Source organism: Streptococcus cristatus (assembly GCF_001588905.1).
Lineage (GTDB): Bacteria > Bacillota > Bacilli > Lactobacillales > Streptococcaceae > Streptococcus > Streptococcus cristatus_N.
The window spans coordinates 22,149-39,620 of sequence record NZ_LAWH01000028.1 but is presented as its reverse complement, the minus strand read 5'-3'; the positions used below and the strand labels follow the sequence as shown (position 1 = coordinate 39,620).

Below are 17,472 nucleotides of genomic sequence, written 5' to 3'. Positions count from 1 at the left end.
TTTGGCTGCTTTTTTCTTGTAATGACTAACGACGAGAATATTTCTTAACGAGGCTAGACATGCCGAATGTGCTGACAAGAAGCACCAAGCCTAGATAGAACATTCCTTTTTCTGAATGGCTACCAGTTTTTGGCAAGGAAGCTGGAGCTTGTTGAACAGCTGCCTGCTCCACTTGAAACGCTTCTGCTCGACTAGCCAATTGTTGCACCTGAGGCACCACTTTCTGACTGCCTAATTGCTGCACATGGTCAGTCACGCCTTTCTCATCTTCTTTACGTCCAACCCTCGAATCAACTGACGGAGCTTCTTCTTGTGGCTCCTGTCTATCAAAGATATATTCTGGAACTTCTCTGATTTCTGGTGCAACTAGTTTTTCACCAAGAATTTCAGGTAAGTTGGCATATTCCGTATCAAGGGCACTTGCTACATAATCAGCTTTTTGAGAACGACTCGCTTCCACAGTCGGTACTAGCGCACTAATAGAATCCGTCTTGAAAGTCACCGCATACTGACGCTTAATCGTCAGATCACTAGGGTCATAAGTATTGAAGACCAGAGCCAGCTTGTGGCCTTTTTTCACCGTGTAAAGATTCGGCTGCAAATACATGGTATAATCATGGAATTGGCCGACTTTGGGCTTAATGCTCTTTTCTGAGCTAGACGGTGTATAGCCTGATTCTGGATTGGCTAAGTTTAGCCAGCCCTTAGCAATGACCTTGTATTTGGTTTTGGTTGTCGCAAAGTTTTTAACATCCAGATTGCTAAGATTGCTGCCCATCCAGAAATCACCAGCCTTGCTATCATCACCAGCAGCACCATTTCCAACAACATCAAACTCTTGGTCTGATACATCTACCAAGAGTGCATTGACCTGCAAGTTTTTGCCACTTCCATTGGCCAGGGCTGCCTTGAAGTGAACTGGAATATGGCCCTTGATAGTCGTGTCTTCTTTGACTTCTGTCATAAAGGTCATGTTAGCCTTAGAAGAAGCTTGACTGACTGCCTCATCTCGCTTGCTAGTATCAATCCCAGCAGCCGCATAGTCACTGGAGATGGTCTCTTCGAGACGTTTGGACTTAGCTGTCAAAATCAAACGATTGGTGCTTTTCCAATTGTCATAGCTCGTCCATTTATTTGGATCGTAGTTATTTTGTGCCAAGACAGCAGGAAGCTTGCTAACATCGTTCTTGACATCGTAAAGATAATGAGAGAACCAAATATTGAGCAAGTCATAGAAATCTTGATTGTTGGCCTTGATACCATACCCTCGAGAGATAGCTGCTGGATGAACATGGTCTCCTTGGTGGAGGTAGAGTTTTACATTTTGTCCTGCTTTTTTCAAGACATCATACATAAGCTCAAATTGTTTGGTTTTGACATTGTCATCATTTAAGCCATGTACCAGCAGGGCGCTAGTCTTTATCTTTCCTGAATTCAGGGTATAATCGCGTTCACGCCAAATTTGGCTATAATTGCGACCGTTAGCTTTTTGGTCCTTGTTTAGCTGATTGATGTAGTCAGCATACTTGTTCCAGATTGAAGCCCAATCGTCTTGGTCAAGCATCCGAGTAGAAACGTAGAGTGACAGCCAAGACAGATCACTGTATGGCGGATTGCTGTAAGCTGTTCCTTGACTATTGAAATAATCATACCAGCTAGCAATTCCTGCGGCTGGAACGATGGTTCTCAGGCCTTCTACACCCGTTGTTGCCACACCGAAAGTTGTCGTACCGGCCCAAGATAGGCCAGTCATGCCGACTTTGCCATTGGCCCAGTCAGCCTTGATTTCAATATTGCTAGTTCTGTCTGTGTAGGCTGTCCGTTTACCGTTGACCCATTCGACAATATTTTTAAAGGCTTCTACTTCCAAATCAGATCCAGTTGTATTGAAGCCTTCTGAACCCTTAGTTCCCAGACCAGCACTGGAAACAAAGGCATAGCCGCGCACTAGGAAGTAATCATACCAGTTCAAATTCTCGTAATCATAAATCCCTTCATAAGGGCTATAATAGTACCAATCTGACGCTTTGGCCTTCTTTGCCGCATCAATACTGCTCATGCTAGACACCGGTTGGCGCTTAGCGGGCTTATTGTGCAAACTCTTCATGTCATAAGAACCGTTTGTCGGCAGATTGAGGCTTTCTAAGGTTACATAGTTTTCATCCAAAGTCCCCGCGACGTAAGGACGGGCTTCTAAAATCGTCGAAGCCTTAAAATCACCTTGAGCTACTGCTTTCGGAAGTTGTACGATAGCCTTGACGAGGTCACGCTTTCCGTCTCCATCCGTATCATGATCCGTCTCAACATAGACAGGAAAACGGACGATGTCGCTTTTCTCATACGAATAGTCCTTATCTTCCTTAGCCCCACTGCTGTATGGGAAAATTGGCTGTGCCCGACCATTCAAAAAGAGCGGTGCTTTCTTTTCAGCACGATAGGCATCATGCAGGCGCTTGGCAACTGCATACATAGTCTTCAGATTGCTTCCCTGTACACTGGCTGTCAAATCAGCCTCTTTGTCAATCATTCCCATGCTCTTGGCTAGATTCACCCTATCTTGAGCACTGGTGCCTAGCTGAGATTCATTGACGGCTGCCCATTTCAGTAGCTCATCGACTGCTTCTTGTAGGGTCAATTCCTTATCAGCCAAGGCTGGATTTGAAAGGCTCCCCGTATAAGCAGACAGGTCTTGGCCTTTGGCAGTAGCAGGCACAGCAGAAGGCACTAAGCTAGCATCTTGAGCCAAAGCTAAAGGTGGCGACTCCAATGATGAAGCAGACTTTTCAGAGTCCACAACTGATTTTTCAGCAGTGACCGATTCCTCTTCTTGCTTTTCTGGTCTTGCAGTAACCAACGATTCCTTGCTTTCAACCTCTAAAACTGCTGGCTGCTGGACTGAAGATACCGGTTCAGACGGCTTTGCGATAGCTTCTGTTTGAAGAATTTCCTTGCTTTCGACATTCGCCTGACTCGCCTCATCGGCTTGGACAATCTGACCTAGGGCCAAAGGTGCAAATAGCGAGACTGATAAGAGTAACCTCACTAGTCCTCTCTTTTTCATAAAGAACCCCTTTCTTTTTATAAAGTTTATTACTTGTCCATTATACTATGTAAGCGTTTTAAATTCAATGCTAGTTTTATCTTATCATCAAAAAATATAAAATTAACTTGTATAAACGTTTGTGTCATCATTCTTCTTTTGGTAAAATAGACCCATCCCAAGAATGTGAGGTATCTCGTATGGAAAATCAAACATTAATGCAATATTTTGAATGGTACTTACCAAATGATGGACAACATTGGAATCGATTGGCGGAGGATGCGCCACATCTGGCATCAAAAGGTATCCGCAAGGTTTGGATGCCGCCAGCTTTCAAAGCAACCGGCTCAAATGATGTCGGCTATGGAGTTTATGATCTCTTCGACTTAGGTGAGTTTGACCAAAAAGGAACTGTCCGCACCAAATATGGTTTTAAGGAGGACTACCTAAAAGCTATCCAAACTCTCAAAGCCAATGGCATTGAACCCATGGCTGATGTAGTCCTCAATCACAAGGCAGCTGCGGACTACAAAGAGCGTTTTACTGTCGTTGAAGTAGATCCCAACGACCGAACTAAGGTCTTGTCAGAACCTTTCGAAATCAAAGGATGGACTAAGTTTGTCTTCCCAGGCCGCAATAAAACCTACAATGACTTTGAATGGCATTGGTACCACTTTACCGGTACGGACTATGATGCCAAAAACAACAAGTCAGGCATTTTCCTTATCCAAGGAGACAATAAAGGCTGGGCAGATGATGAGCTTGTGGACAGTGAAAATGGCAACTATGACTATCTCATGTATGCCGATATTGACTTCAAGCATCCAGAGGTTATTCAAAACCTCTACGACTGGGTTTACTGGTTTATCGAAACAACAGGCGTTCAAGGATTTCGTTTAGATGCTGTCAAGCACATTGACTCCTTCTTTATGAGAAATTTTATCCGCGATATAACTGCAAAATACGGTGAGGATTTCTATGTTTTTGGGGAATTTTGGAACAGCGATGAGACAGCTAATAACGACTATCTAAAAAATATTGAATACCGCTTTGATCTTGTCGACGTCAAGCTCCACCATAATTTCTTTGACGCTAGCATAGCTGGGGCAGACTTTGACCTACGGACGATTTTTGATCAGACTCTTGTCAAAAATCATCCTGAATCAGCCGTGACCTTCGTGGACAATCACGACACCCAGCGCGGACAAGCTCTGGAGTCCACCGTCGAAGAATGGTTCAAGCCAGCGGCCTATGCTCTCATCCTGCTTCGAGAAGAAGGACTGCCTTGCGTCTTTTACGGCGACTACTATGGTATTAGTGGGGAATTTGCCCAAGAGAGCTTCCAAGACGTACTGGATAAACTGTTGGATATTCGTCTCAACCTAGCTTACGGTGAGCAGACTGACTACTTTGACGATGCCAACTGTATTGGCTGGACTCGCCAAGGCAAGGACGGTGGGCAGCCAATTGCTGTTGTTGTCAGCAATGACCAAGCCAGCAACAAACGCATGCTGGTCGGTTCAGAATGGGCTGGTAGAGAATTCAGCGATTATCTGGGCAAGAGCTCTCAAATCGTGACCATTGACCAAGAAGGCTGGGGAGAATTTCCAGTGGAGGAAAAGTCAGTCAGTGTCTGGTCTGTCAAATAATCTGTATATTCAAAAACGAGAGGGAATCTTTCCTTCTCGTTTTTTTAGTATTTCAAGCTTGTATAAAACTTGCTATTTTAAAAACTGCTTTATTTTTCCTGCCAACTCATCACTGGCGTAATCATGTACATAGTGAGGGCAGTCTAGTAGAATTAGCTCTGTCTGTGGATGCTCCGCTGCAAAATCCTTCTGGAAGCTCTGCCATTCTCCCTGACTATAGCCAGTCCCTTGGCCATTTGAAGCAAAGAGCAAGATCGGTAGTTCAGGAAGCTTTTCCTTCAAAACTAGCTCAGCATTTTGCTTAACCTGGGTGACCTCTTCACAAACATCATTTGACAATGGACGACGATAGAAAAGAGCCTTGTATATCTGCTTTTCTTCTGCTGTCAAATCACCAGCCGCAAGAGCGGGAACTTGCTTGTCAACATCATAAAATACCCGACTTAATCCTAAATGAGCAGCCATTTGTAAGCCTTTATAAGCCAAAGGATAGAGCCTCAGATCAGTGTAAGAACTCGGTAAAGCCATATCCAGTCCGATAATGCCTTGGACTTCTTCTGGATATGCTGCAACCCAATGAAGCGCTTCTAGCCCAGCCATAGAGTGAGCTACCAAAGTATATGGGCCAGTGATTTCAGCCTTTTGTAAAGCCTGCCTCGTCTGGGCAAGTACCGTGTTAATGTCTCTACTATCACCTTGGCTGTCATCGCTAAAGCCATAGCCCAAGCGTTCGACCACAACTATGCGATAATCTTTTTCCAATCTTGAATAGAGGGTCTTAAAGTCAAGAATGGGGGACGTTGTACCACCACCTGCCAAAAAGAGCAGCGTCTGCTCTCCTTGACCAGTTACATAGACATTCATTTTTTTGCCATCTACTTGAACCAGACGACCTGAGGGATTATCAAGCAATTTTTGCTCTTTAGTCAGGCAGATTTGATGATAAGTAAAGATTAAGACCAGAGCGCTGATGATTGTAAAAAGCAAACACAGAAAGAATTTCTTCAAATACCTGAACATCATAACTTTCCAAATATCTTTAAGCATCTACGAAGACTTAACCAATTGAACAAGAACAGCCATTCTGCTTCCCACAGGATACTCAGATTCTGCCTTTTATTCAAAGCTAAATGTCCTACTCTTACTCCACCAAGCCACTTCTCAGATAAGCATTCACCATGCGCTCTGTCGCGACTACTGAATCAATATGCGTACGCTCGTAAGAGTGGCTGGATTCGATACCTGCACCTAGCAGAGCATGCTTGACTTCTGCTCCTGCGCTCATGGCTGCAGAGGCGTCTGAGCCGTAAAATGGATAAATATCCAGCTTGTAAGGAATGTCCTGCTCCTTGGCCAAATTAACCAAATGCTGGCGGAATCCATAGTGATAAGGGCCTGAAGCGTCCTTGACACAGATGGAAACTGTGTACTCATCTGTCTGCTGGTCGTCACCCATCGCACCCATATCAACTGCCAAATACTCTACCGCTTGCGCCGGCAGGCTGGAATTAGCCCCGTGCCCAACCTCTTCAAAGACACTGAAAGCAAAATGAGTCGTCACTGGCAGCTGAATCTTTTCCTCTTTGTAGACGCGCAAAAGATTGATCAAAATAGCTGCGCTGACCTTGTCATCTAGAAAGCGGGACTTGATGAAGCCTGACTCGGTAACCGTGGTACGCGGATCAAAGGAAATAAAATCACCGACTTCGATTCCTAAATCGCGAGTTTCTTTCTCACTTGTCACCTTTTCATCCAAACGGACTTCCATATTGTCCTGAGTTCGCTCAACCGTTCCAGCATCCTTATAGACATGGCAGGAAGTCTGGTGAACTAAGATAGTCCCATTGACAGTCTTGCCACTGCTGGCCACATGGACCAGACAGTTTTCTCCTTCAATCATGTTCCAAGGGAAACCACCAATCCGATCCAGCTTGAGGCGACCGTCTGGCTTGACCGCACGCACAATAGCTCCCAGAGTATCCACATGGGCCGTCACGACGCGATGTTGAGCATCATTTTCTCCCTTAACCACGACATGGACGCCGCCTTTATTGGTCCGGACAGGCTCATAGCCCAAGCCTTCTAGTGTCTTCACCAGATAGTCCACAACCTCAGCCGTAAAGCCTGTTGGAGAAGGGATAGCCGTTAATTCTTGTAAATATTGAACAGTTTGATTCATCATAACTCCTTTAGATCATTTATACTGTCAATTATAGCATAAATCCGCTGTCAAATATCGTCCTGACTGGCTCTTTTCTCCTGATTTTAGATTGATTTAGCAAATTCTTCGATGAATTAGAAAATCTATACAAAAATCCTCTTCTCTAAGCTTATATGAGTCTCGGAGAAGAGGATGCTTTATTTTCGTCTAAAATAGGGAGAAGACTGCTACTGCAAGGACGGCACCAATGATTGGTCCAACAACTGGAATCCAAGCATAACCCCAATCGCCATTTCCTTTGTTGGGAATTGGAAGAAGACTGTGCATGATGCGAGGTCCTAAGTCACGAGCGGGGTTGAGGGCATAACCAGTCGTTCCACCAAGTGAGAGACCAATTCCGACAATCAATGTTCCGACTGCAAAAGTGCCAATGCCTGCTTGCAGCTTATAAAGTCCAAGAGCGAAGATAGTCAGCACTAGAACAAAAGTTCCAAGGATTTCGCTAATCAGATTTGAGAAGATATCTTTGATAGCTGGGCCAGTGCTGAATGTCCCAAGAATATTAGCTGGATTTTCTTCAGCCAGATAGTGCGGTTTGAACTGTAGGAAGACAAGGAACTGTCCGACCATAGCACCTGCAAACTGTGCAAGGATATACGGAAGAACAGATGCCCAAGGTAGATCACCTTTGAGAGCTACTCCGATGGTTAGGGCAGGATTCAGATGGGCTGGACCAAGGTTGCCAGATACAAAAGCAGCGATGGCAACGGCAATCCCCCATCCCATGGTAATCACAATCCAACCAGAGTTGTGGCTCTTAGTTTTGGGAAGAACCACGCCTGCAACGACGCCATTTCCCAAAAGGAGCAAGAGCAGGGTTCCTAAAAATTCACCAAATATTTCTTTCATCATCTATATTACTCCATCTAAAAGAAGGGAAAGCTAGACAGGAGAAATAGTCCGCCACCTCTTCTTCTATTTTCTATTTTTTCAATTCTGCTAAATCGTTATTTGCAAGGGCAGCTTCTAGGTCATTGCGATAAGCCGCTTTTTCTTCTTCTGTCCACTCGTAGAATCGACCCATTTCATCCAAAACTGGCTCTACAATAGCGTCTAAACTATTCCGCATAAAGAGCATGTGGTTTGTCCGGCGAAGGAGGAAATCTACTGGGCTGAGTGCTAATTCGTTGCGCATCGCATAATGCAGTGACAAGGTATCCGCTAGGCTGAGACCTGGCGCTTGCTCGATGCTGTGAGCGAGGGCAAAGACTTTAGGAACATTGGAGCCGTAAAGGTTTGCAAGATATAAGGCTTCTTTGCTGTCTAAGCCGCGTGATACACCAAGTTGCGCAAAAGCTTCGATTTCGGAATCCACATTTGCTGGGTTGAGCTCTCCACCTGAAACAGGGTAGGTCTTCGAGTTGATGAGCTTGAAGCTGCGGTCGAATTCTGCTTTTAAGATTTCAACCACGCGCTCCATGGCGCCTTCAGCCATCTTACGGTAATCTGTAATCTTACCACCAGCAAGGGTCAAAAGGCCATTGTCATCACGATCCAAGCTGGAACCGCGGGACACAGCAGATGGATCCAAGTGTTTTTCAGATGTGCTGCTTTCAAGTTTAGTAACAGCCGCTTCAACATCTTCACGGGATTTTTCTTTGGCAAGATAGCTTTCAACAGTCGCAATCAGGGCATTGAAGCTTTCGTCGCTAATGGTACCGTTATTTCCGCCGTTGTAGTCAGAAGCGCTATTGCCTGCGATTAATGGACGAAGACCCGCCCAGCTGCTTTCGATGTCGTCAATTGTGATCTTTGCTTCTGGGAAACGATTGTTGACAATGCCCAAGAGATAATCCACATCTTCTTGTGTTACTTTTGGATGCTCTAGGTCGCCAGTGTAGTCAGTGTCAGTCGTACCAAAGTAGGTTTTATTTTCACGTGGAAGTACAAAGACCATCCGGCCGTCTCCCAAACCTGTGTCAAAGTAGACTGGCTGAGAAACCTTGATCTTGCTAGAATCAACTACCAAGTGAACTCCCTTGGTTGGACGCATTTGTGAGTATTGCTCACCATCATTTGACAGATTGCGCACCTTGTCACTCCAAGGCCCAGTTGTGTTGATGACCAAGCGAGCCTTGATTTCAAAGACTTCATCCGTCAAGAGGTCACGCGCAACAACGCCTGTAATCTTTCCAGATTCATCAAAGAGGAAGCCTTCTGCCTTGACATGGTTGGCAATCAGGGCGCCGTCTTGGTTGGCGCGTTTGATATTTTCAATCACGAGACGCGCGTCGTTGTTGCGGAAGTCAAGATAGACACCGCCGCCGACCAGGCCTTCCTTCTTAAGTTCGGGTTCCCGTTCGAGCACTTCTTCCTTGCTCAAGACCTTGTTAGCAGCTGGTGTGTTGTTGACACCAGCCAAGAGGTCGTAGAGGTCCATAGCCACTTTGAGACGGAAGAGGCTAAATGTCGCTCCATCCTCATCGTAAACTGGCAAGAGCATTGGATCTGGTTTTGGAATGTGAGGGGCAATTTGCTGAACCACAGCACGCTCTGAAACTGTATCTGAGACCACCTCTACGTCGAATTGCTTAAGGTAACGAAGGCCACCATGGACCAATTTGGTAGAGCGGCTAGAAGTCCCTTCTGCAAAGTCCTGCATTTCAATCAGACCGGTCTCCAAACCACTTGCAGCTGCTTGCAAGGCTACACCAGCACCCGTAATCCCACCACCAATAATCAGGAGGTCCAAGGTGCGTTCCTGCATTTTTTTAATTGATAATTCTCGTGTTTTCTTTGAAAATTCCATAATTGTACACTTTCTAACTTAGTCATTTCCTGCTTCTACTGACTTGATTATCAAAATATGAATCAGTATTAGTCGTCGATTTCTGCAAATACTTGAGTTGCCTTAACGGCTTTTTTCCATCCTTTGTAGAGTTGTTCCTTACGGGATTCATTCATAGACGGCTCAAAGAGTTCTCCTGTTTCATTGAGAGTCCGGAGTTCGTCTAAGTCTTTCCAGTAGCCTACTGACAGTCCTGCCAAGAAGGCTGCACCGAGAGCAGTTGTTTCTAAGTTTTTAGCACGGGCAATATCGATTCCCAAAATGTCAGCCTGGAACTGCATGAGGAAGTTGTTCATAGCAGCACCGCCATCGACTTTGAGGACTTGAATAGCAGTCTTGGCATCCACCTGCATGGTGTCAATGATGTCTCGTACTTGGTAAGCGATGGATTGCAGAGTAGCCTTGATAAAGTCTTCCTTGCTGGTTCCGCGGGTCAAGCCAAAGACAGATCCACGTGCATTTTGATCCCAGTATGGAGCGCCCAGACCTGTAAAGGCAGGTACGACATAGACTTCGTCATTGTTGTGAGAATCGCGGGCATATTTTTCAGATTCTGGTGAGCTCTCCACCATCCGAAGACCGTCGCGTAGCCATTGAATAGCACTTCCTGCGATGAATATAGAACCTTCCAAAGCATAGTAAACTTTTCCATTAATACCGTAGCCGATGGTTGTCAAGAGGTTGTTTTCAGACAGCTGCATCTCTTCACCAGTGTTCATGATGATGAAGGAACCAGTTCCGTAGGTATTTTTGACCATGCCAGGCTCGAAGGCTAACTGTCCAAAGAGAGCTGCCTGCTGGTCACCAGCCATACCAGAGATTGGAACTTCTCCACCGTAGAAATGGAATGGAGCAGTCTTACCATAAATTTCTGAGTTAGAACGAACTTCAGGAAGCATAGCCTTTGGAATGTTAAGGATTTCCAAAATCTCATCATCCCATTTAAGTTCCTTGATGTTATAGAGCATGGTACGAGCTGCATTTGAGTAGTCGGTCACATGAGCCGCGCCGTCAGTCAATTTCCAAACCAGCCAGGTATCAATAGTACCAAAGAGCAATTCGCCCTTTTCAGCTCTTTCTTGTGCTCCCTCAACATGGTCCAAAATCCAGCGAACCTTGGTAGCAGAGAAGTAAGCGTCAATGATTAAACCAGTCTTTTCGTGGAATTTTTCCACGTATCCTTGGCTTTTCAGCTGTTCAGCCAGAGGAGCAGTCTGACGAGATTGCCAAACGATAGCATTATAGATAGGAAGACCTGTATTTTTATCCCAGACGACAGTTGTTTCACGCTGGTTGGTAATTCCGATAGCTTCGATTTGACTTGGTTTCACACCACTTTCGATAAAGGCTCCAGCAATTACTGATTGAACAGAATTCCAAATTTCATTGGCATTGTGCTCAACCCAACCTGCTTGAGGGAAAATCTGAGTGAATTCTTTTTGGCTAGAGCTGACCTTTTCTCCCTTTTTATTAAAGATGATGGCGCGGGAACTAGTAGTTCCTTGGTCAATGGCCATGATGTATTTTTCTTGTGACATGTACTGTCCTCCTGGTTAAAGTCTTGAGGAGATTTCCTCTTTACAGTAACTAGTATATAAAATAAAGCGCTTTCTTGTTCATCAATTTTTTTAAAATTTTAAAAAATTTTGAGGAGATTGTGTAAAAATCACAAAAAACCTAGATTTCTCTAGGTTTCTTAATGAAATATCATGTGACGGATTTGAGTCAAATCTTCCAAATCCAAGTCATTTTTTAAATAATAAACAGGAACCTGCGGAGTCTGATGAATGGGATTATTGGTGATGATAAGATCATAGTTTTTAGCTGGGTCGTAGGCTTCAATGCTAATAAAGCGATTGTACTCTAAATACCGCCTTAAAATAGCAGTCATTCTAGAAACAACGATAAAGCTATCCGTCAAGTCCATACCTATCTTGATGACTTGGCCATCGTTTTCGGCAATGTACTCCATCAGCTGGAGCCATTCCCACAAAACCTTTTTATCCAGAGAAGTTCCCTGCTGAAAAATAGGCAGCTTTCTAAAAATAGTGTCCGCTACTTGTCGGTAATCGTATTCGCTCCATAAGTAAGGATGGCGCAATTCCAAGTCATGCTTGTATTTGTCTTGCAATAGGTAGCCTCGGAAAAGAAAGACGCGGGCGCAAAGCTGGCTGAGTTCGTAGGTCACTTGGTCTTCAATGTAGTCACCTAGCAAGTCCTGAGATTTCATCTCTTGAATCAGTTGCGTAATCAGGCTGGCAATTTCACCGCCAAAGCCCAGAATATACTCCATGGTGTGCAGGGGCAGAATCCGATGGGAAATGAGAAATGAAAAGAGAATCAACATTTCGCCATCTTCCTGACTCAGGGTGATGTGCTGTCCGGCAAAGAAATCATTTGTCCGGCGATGCAAGCGCTGGTAAAAGATATTTTCAAAATAGCCCCGCATCTTCTGCTCAATGTTTTGAAATTGACAGGCATTGACGCGCAGGCGCTGCTGGGTAATATGCGCCCAAAGTGCCAAGTCTAATCGCTGACCTTGAGAGAGCTGGGCTCCGCAGAGTTCTTCTAAGACGGCAACTTCCTGCCTTCTTTCCGATTTTTGAAGTTCTCTTTCCCAATCTTGACTGGACCAAACCTTGCGAAAGAGGCAGAAATAAAAATAGCGGATCTGGTGCTCCGGTCCTCTCAAGCGGCCATTTTGGATAGAGAGCTCAAACTCTGATAAAATCTGATTTAGACCAGCTATATGGCGGCCGAGGGTTGCTTCACTGATCATCAGTTCCTGAGCCAACTGATGGGCTAAAAACTGCTGATGATAGAGCAAGTAGTTTAAAATCTGGTATTTGACAGCATTGCCCAAAAAGAGCCTGCGAATATCGCGACCTTTGGTATCCGGTCCGATAGACAGACTGAGTGTTTCGTCTTGAAGCTGGATGGATAAGGCTGCATGATTGTCCACAGTCTTGTCGTTAATCAGGCTAATATACTTGGTCAAGGTTGCTTTCGAAAAGCCAGTTTCTGACATGACGGCCTTCAAACTGGATGTAGAATGCTGCTGTAAATAAGACAGGACAATAAACTGCCCCGCTTCACTCTTTTCCATTAAGTCTGCTAGATACATCCGAGAACCCTTTCAGTTTGCTAATCTTAGCTTAACACAAAAAGAAAAAAAGACGAAGCAATCTGCTTCATCTGCTACATCCATCTATGACTAAACAAAAAGGAAACCTGACCAGCGGGATGATTTCCCCAGCCGTCTCAGACTTCCTTTGTATCATCAGGCTTGGTTCACCCTTTTAAGTACGATATTTACATATTCTTTGCAAAATTCAAACGGATAATTCCTCTAATTGATGAGCAATAAATTCCCATAAAATAATGTCTAAATCTTTTATTCGTAAGTACTGTTCTTTAATCATGATGCCTCTTAGTCCTTTCTAATAAGATGATGACACCTAGTAAAATCAGAATTCCAATTACAAAAACAGCTATTTCTAATTCTTTTAATCCTTCAATATAAGGTATGATATAGATACTTGATTCCACAAGTAGAAAACCGATAAGAATAAGGGCAATCGAAAAATATGTCTGTTTTTTATCCATTTTTATGGCCTTCCCTTAACTAGAGTTTACATAAAACTTAACTGGCTAAAAATTCTATTTCCCCTCTACCCACTTATCATTGTCCATGATAAAGGGCTTGGCCAGTCCTTCTCCTGTGTAGTCTTTATATTTTGTCTGCAAGTATTTGTAGACATCTTCCTTGGTCGCAAACTTGATAGCCTGGTAAGGCTCTTCAAAGGTCAGCTTTTCGATAAATAAATAGCCATCTTTATCTGGAACCAAGACGCCAACATGCCCTACAAAGAGAGAATCGCCGTCAAGATTGTCGTGGACGATGACGGAGAGCATCCGAGCCTTTTCGTTAAACTTGAACTGTTTGAAGTATTCTTCCATCTTCTTAGCATGGACCTTGACATCTTGGGTCGCTTCAGTCTTGACTCTTGAGAATAGGATATTAAATTCTTCCTTATCCTTGGCATCAAAGAGCTTGCCCTTGTCAATCGAGTCATTATCGATGAACAAGAGTTCGTCGTCCTTTGCTATTTGAGGGATTTCGATGCTATTTTTCAGCAAAGTATAGGTATTGATCCGACAATTTGTCCCGATAAAATCGCCCTTCTTTGCCTGCCAAAGAGGATTGATTTTTTCTACGTCATATCCGGTTTTGGTAAATTTAGTGAAATCCCCCCTTAGTCCAGTCGAGCCGACAAGACTGTTGTAGTCATTGACTAGATTGACAAAGCTATCGACACTGTCTTTATCCAAGTCGGCAGCTAACAAACTCTTAACTTCTTCGACGCTTTTTTGACTATTTAGATTTGAATAAGTCGCCTTCCATGGATATTTTTCCGAACTAGTCTGACCAACTGTTGGATTCTCTTGACTGCCGCTTGATTGCTTTTGTGCCTTCCCACATGCAGCTAAGCCAAGAATTGCCAAAGTGCAGGCACTCATCAACATAATCATTTTTACTTTCTTCATTCTTTCGTCCTTTTTACATTTTTCCTATATTCATCTTCAAATAATTCCTCTTGTTATTATATCAAGAAATACTGAAAAACAGAAAGAAAAGAGCTAATTTGAATGGAAACTTCCTTGTTTTTGAAATCATATCTGAACTGAAAAAACAACATTATAAAATAAACACACACCTCAACGAAGCTATTCCCCTAAGCAAAAAATGACCGCACTTTTATCAACTGCAGTCACTTTGATTTATGAATAGATGAATAATCTAGAGTAGCCAACTTAAAGAAAGGAATCGCTATACACTGGTAAGTCTACTTAATCTTATGCTTGTTCATCTTTTCTTCGAAGATAGCTGTCATGATGGCGCGCAATTCTTCACGCTCCTTTTCAGGAAGCTCTCCTGCTTGCTTGGCCACAGCGTAAAGTTCTGGGTATTGCTTGGCAACTCGCTCAACCGTCTTGGTCGTTGCATGTCCTCTCACAAGGAAAGGAATTCGCTTAAGCCATTCTTGTGGTACCAGCGCCAAAATCTTTTTAGCCGCTTCCTTATCGCTAATGACGGCTGTACTAAGCCCTTCTTTGATTTGCTCTTGCTCTTTTTCGGTAAAATCTTTTAATTCCATTCTGAACTCCTCTTTTCTAGTAAGTTACTTGCTCTTCTTAAATAGACTGCTCTTAGATTGGTTTTTTGAAATTCGAGTAACCCTGACAAGTCTTTCAGTCGAATTTCAAAAAATTAATTTGCTTCAGTTTGCAAATCTTCCGTAAAGATTATAAAGCCTTTTGGTAAGATAAGAAGTTGCCCATCCGAGATTTGGCAATGACTTGCTAGAGTTGCAGAATCATGGTCTATAAGATAGTTTTCAGTTGATTGGTTAAAAATTGCTCGGATCTTTTGTCCATCGTAATCCCATTCCAGAGACAGCACATCAGGTTTGATTTCTTCTAGACTATATTTCCCATGCTGAATAATGTCTGAAACACTCTTGCGAAGCTGAATCAATTTCTTCATGAAATTAAGCATGTCATTGTCACTGGAAACACGTTCCCAAGGCATGACACGACGGCAATCTGGATCTGGCCCTCCGTCTAATTTTAACTCAGTTCCATAGTAGAAACACGGTGTTCCCCTTTGTAAAAAGAGGTAGGCAAGGGCAGATTTAACGAGTTGGGCATCTCCTTTGGCAGTAGCTAGAATGCGCTCCGTATCGTGCGAATCCAGAAGATTAAACATCACTTCCGAAATCTGCTGTCTGTAATACATAGACTGACCATTAATCTCATTGATGAATTGAGGCGTCTTTTTAACCCCACGCAAGAAATAATCCTTGATACTATCAGATAAAGGATAATTCATGACCGCATGGAACTCATAGCCATTTAGCCAAGGCTGAGAGGTGTGCCAGACTTCTCCAAGAATATAAAGGTCCGGCTTTTTAGCCAAGACAGTCTTGCGGAAATCTCTCCAAAATTGGTGGTCCACTTCATTGGCCACATCCAGGCGCCAAGCATCGATATCAAACTCTTCAATCCAGTAGGTCGCAACGCTCAACAGATAGTCTCTCACTTGAGGATTTGCTGTATTTAGTTTTGGCATATAGCTCTCAAAGGCAAAGGTATGGTAAGGGAGCTTTCTTGGATTGCCAAGCTTATCCTTGGTCACAGGGAATTCTTGAACATGGAACCAGTCTTTATAAATGGAATCTTCACCATGTTTGAGGACATCCTGCCACTGTGGAGATTGGTCTCCAATATGGTTGAAAACAGCGTCCAGCATGATTTTCATGCCGCGCTGATGGGCTTGCTCCACCAGTTTACGGAAGGTTTCCTTGTCTCCAAAATGATGGTCAATTTCGAAATAATCCGTCGTATTGTACTTGTGATTGCTCGGGGATTCAAAGATTGGACAGAGATAAAGGCCTGTAATGCCCAAGTCCTGCAAGTAATCTAGATGGTCAATAATTCCCTGTAAATCTCCACCAAAGAAATCCTCACTTTTAGGCGTGATCGACGAATCCCAAGCTAGCGCTCCTTCTGGTGAAAGAGCAGGATTGCCGTTGGCAAATCTTTCTGGGAAAATCTGGTACCATACCGTCTCTGCTACCCAGTCAGGCACATGGCAAGCATCAATTTCATGGATATAAGGAAGTTTAAAGCCGTTTCCTTCATAATGAAGGTTTTCTAGCGAGTTTTCAACACAACCCTTATCGCCATACAAGATACTCTGGCCTTGCTTATCCTTAATCTCAAAGAGATACTGAAGTCGCGCATAGTCGACTGAAACCTCCACCTGCCAATAATCAAACAAAGCATCGGAGGTGACTTTGACCATTTCCTTACTCTCTTCATAATGGTTCTCCATAAAAATAAAAGGATCTCCATAGTGCAAGGTTATACTTTCAATATCTCCCCTTTTCGTCCGAATGCGAATGTGCATTGTCTTATCTTTATAAAGATAAGCATACTCCGACTCTGGCCTGTGATAAATAGCTGACAATTCCATATTTTCTCTCCTAGATTTCTCTTTACAAACTCATTGCGATTTTATGCAAACGATTTCATAATTCTAGTATACTACTTTAAAATTTTATTTGCAAGGCTTGTCCATAGTTTCAAGTGGTTTGGTTTTAAAAATGATAAATTGCAAGAATAAGTGTAACATTTACTCTAACTCATCCACTAGAGCCTCATAAGCAGTTCTGTAAGCTAAACATTTTCGCGGTCTGTGATTGATACCATGTAAGGCCTTGTTCAAAGCCTCATCAGATATAGCAGCTAAATCTGTTTTCTTTGGGAAATATTCTCTTAGTAAGCCATTTGCGTTTTCATTGCTTCCTCTCTGCCAGGATGAATAGGCGTCCGCAAAGAAAAAGGAAATTCCTAAGTTCTCTACCAGAGGATAGCAGGCGAACTCTTTTCCCCTGTCTGAAGTGAAGGTTTTAAGAGCTTCTTTTGGAAATAGCTTACAAAGTTGTTCGATGGCTGAAAACATGGCTTGGGCTGTTCTATCTGGTATCTTTAAAGCTAAGTAAAAGCGCGTTTTTCGCTCCAGAAAGGTCGCTAAACAGCCCGTGCTTTTGCCTCTGGAAGACGCCACAGTATCGAGTTCCCAGTGACCAAAAGTTTCACGATTCCGGACCTCTTTAGGACGTTTGGCAATCGGTGTGCCAATCTTAAATCTTCCACGTGTTTCTTTTGGCTGTCGACTTTTTCCCTTTCGGCGAAGGACGCTTAAATC

Annotated in this window: 12 protein-coding genes and 1 pseudogene; 1 reads left to right on the top strand and 12 read right to left on the bottom strand. The window is 43.6% G+C overall.

From position 1 onward, the window contains the following. Positions 1 to 25 precede the first annotated feature (25 nt). The gene (locus A0765_RS05785) at positions 26 to 3,061 is read right to left on the bottom strand and encodes a CocE/NonD family hydrolase (RefSeq protein WP_062005224.1); all 3,036 of its coding nucleotides are present in this window, start codon (positions 3,059 to 3,061) and stop codon (positions 26 to 28) included. Positions 3,062 to 3,240: 179 nt separating this feature from the next. On the opposite strand from A0765_RS05785, the gene A0765_RS05780 reads away from it, so the two are divergent. Continuing rightward, positions 3,241 to 4,689: an alpha-amylase gene (locus A0765_RS05780; RefSeq protein ID WP_062005222.1), complete on the top strand. Its 1,449-nt coding sequence runs from the start codon at positions 3,241 to 3,243 to the stop codon at positions 4,687 to 4,689. A 72-nt stretch (positions 4,690 to 4,761) separates the two neighbouring features. Here A0765_RS05780 and A0765_RS05775 read toward each other — a convergent pair whose 3' ends face one another. From A0765_RS05775 to A0765_RS05725, 11 genes and pseudogenes are all read right to left on the bottom strand, one after another. Continuing rightward, positions 4,762 to 5,676, bottom strand: a complete 915-nt coding sequence (locus A0765_RS05775) for an alpha/beta fold hydrolase (protein ID WP_257000823.1) — start codon at positions 5,674 to 5,676, stop codon at positions 4,762 to 4,764. A 154-nt stretch (positions 5,677 to 5,830) separates the two neighbouring features. Beyond that, a complete protein-coding gene (locus tag A0765_RS05770; protein ID WP_062005218.1) occupies positions 5,831 to 6,868 on the bottom strand; it encodes a M42 family metallopeptidase in 1,038 nt (345 codons plus the stop codon). Positions 6,869 to 7,057: 189 nt separating this feature from the next. Continuing rightward, entirely contained in the window at positions 7,058 to 7,762 is a 705-nt protein-coding gene (locus A0765_RS05765) for an MIP/aquaporin family protein (protein ID WP_062005216.1), read from the bottom strand. Between the two features lie 70 nt (positions 7,763 to 7,832). Then, entirely contained in the window at positions 7,833 to 9,659 is a 1,827-nt protein-coding gene (glpO, locus tag A0765_RS05760) for a type 1 glycerol-3-phosphate oxidase (protein WP_048763428.1), read from the bottom strand. Positions 9,660 to 9,727: 68 nt separating this feature from the next. Further along, entirely contained in the window at positions 9,728 to 11,236 is a 1,509-nt protein-coding gene (gene glpK, locus A0765_RS05755; protein ID WP_048763430.1) for a glycerol kinase GlpK, read from the bottom strand. Positions 11,237 to 11,394: 158 nt separating this feature from the next. After that, complete coding sequence (locus A0765_RS05750; protein WP_062005214.1) at positions 11,395 to 12,822, bottom strand: AcpB/EbpR/MafR family transcriptional regulator; 1,428 nt, start codon at positions 12,820 to 12,822, stop codon at positions 11,395 to 11,397. A gap of 290 nt (positions 12,823 to 13,112) precedes the next feature. After that, a complete protein-coding gene (locus tag A0765_RS05745; protein ID WP_048763433.1) occupies positions 13,113 to 13,304 on the bottom strand; it encodes a hypothetical protein in 192 nt (63 codons plus the stop codon). Between the two features lie 54 nt (positions 13,305 to 13,358). After that, the gene (locus A0765_RS05740; protein ID WP_062005212.1) at positions 13,359 to 14,246 is read right to left on the bottom strand and encodes a DUF4300 family protein; all 888 of its coding nucleotides are present in this window, start codon (positions 14,244 to 14,246) and stop codon (positions 13,359 to 13,361) included. Positions 14,247 to 14,545: 299 nt separating this feature from the next. Next, positions 14,546 to 14,857, bottom strand: a complete 312-nt coding sequence (locus A0765_RS05735; protein ID WP_048763436.1) for a hypothetical protein — start codon at positions 14,855 to 14,857, stop codon at positions 14,546 to 14,548. 113 nt (positions 14,858 to 14,970) lie between these two features. Further along, positions 14,971 to 16,737 carry a glycoside hydrolase family 13 protein gene (locus A0765_RS05730; RefSeq protein WP_048763438.1) on the bottom strand — a complete coding sequence of 589 codons (1,767 nt, stop codon included), beginning with the start codon at positions 16,735 to 16,737 and terminating at the stop codon, positions 14,971 to 14,973. Positions 16,738 to 16,896: 159 nt separating this feature from the next. Beyond that, a pseudogene (locus tag A0765_RS05725) lies at positions 16,897 to 17,469 on the bottom strand (IS30 family transposase); the annotation flags it as partial. Positions 17,470 to 17,472 lie beyond the last annotated feature (3 nt).

Coding starts and splice junctions, on each gene's coding strand:
- A0765_RS05785 (WP_062005224.1), bottom strand. CDS start 3,061: ATGAAAAAGAGAGGACTAGTGAGGTTACTCTTATCAGTCTCGCTATTT.
- A0765_RS05780 (WP_062005222.1), top strand. CDS start 3,241: ATGGAAAATCAAACATTAATGCAATATTTTGAATGGTACTTACCAAAT.
- A0765_RS05770 (WP_062005218.1), bottom strand. CDS start 6,868: ATGAATCAAACTGTTCAATATTTACAAGAATTAACGGCTATCCCTTCT.
- A0765_RS05765 (WP_062005216.1), bottom strand. CDS start 7,762: ATGATGAAAGAAATATTTGGTGAATTTTTAGGAACCCTGCTCTTGCTC.
- glpO (WP_048763428.1), bottom strand. CDS start 9,659: ATGGAATTTTCAAAGAAAACACGAGAATTATCAATTAAAAAAATGCAG.
- glpK (WP_048763430.1), bottom strand. CDS start 11,236: ATGTCACAAGAAAAATACATCATGGCCATTGACCAAGGAACTACTAGT.
- A0765_RS05750 (WP_062005214.1), bottom strand. CDS start 12,822: ATGTATCTAGCAGACTTAATGGAAAAGAGTGAAGCGGGGCAGTTTATT.
- A0765_RS05745 (WP_048763433.1), bottom strand. CDS start 13,304: ATGGATAAAAAACAGACATATTTTTCGATTGCCCTTATTCTTATCGGT.
- A0765_RS05740 (WP_062005212.1), bottom strand. CDS start 14,246: ATGAAGAAAGTAAAAATGATTATGTTGATGAGTGCCTGCACTTTGGCA.
- A0765_RS05735 (WP_048763436.1), bottom strand. CDS start 14,857: ATGGAATTAAAAGATTTTACCGAAAAAGAGCAAGAGCAAATCAAAGAA.
- A0765_RS05730 (WP_048763438.1), bottom strand. CDS start 16,737: ATGGAATTGTCAGCTATTTATCACAGGCCAGAGTCGGAGTATGCTTAT.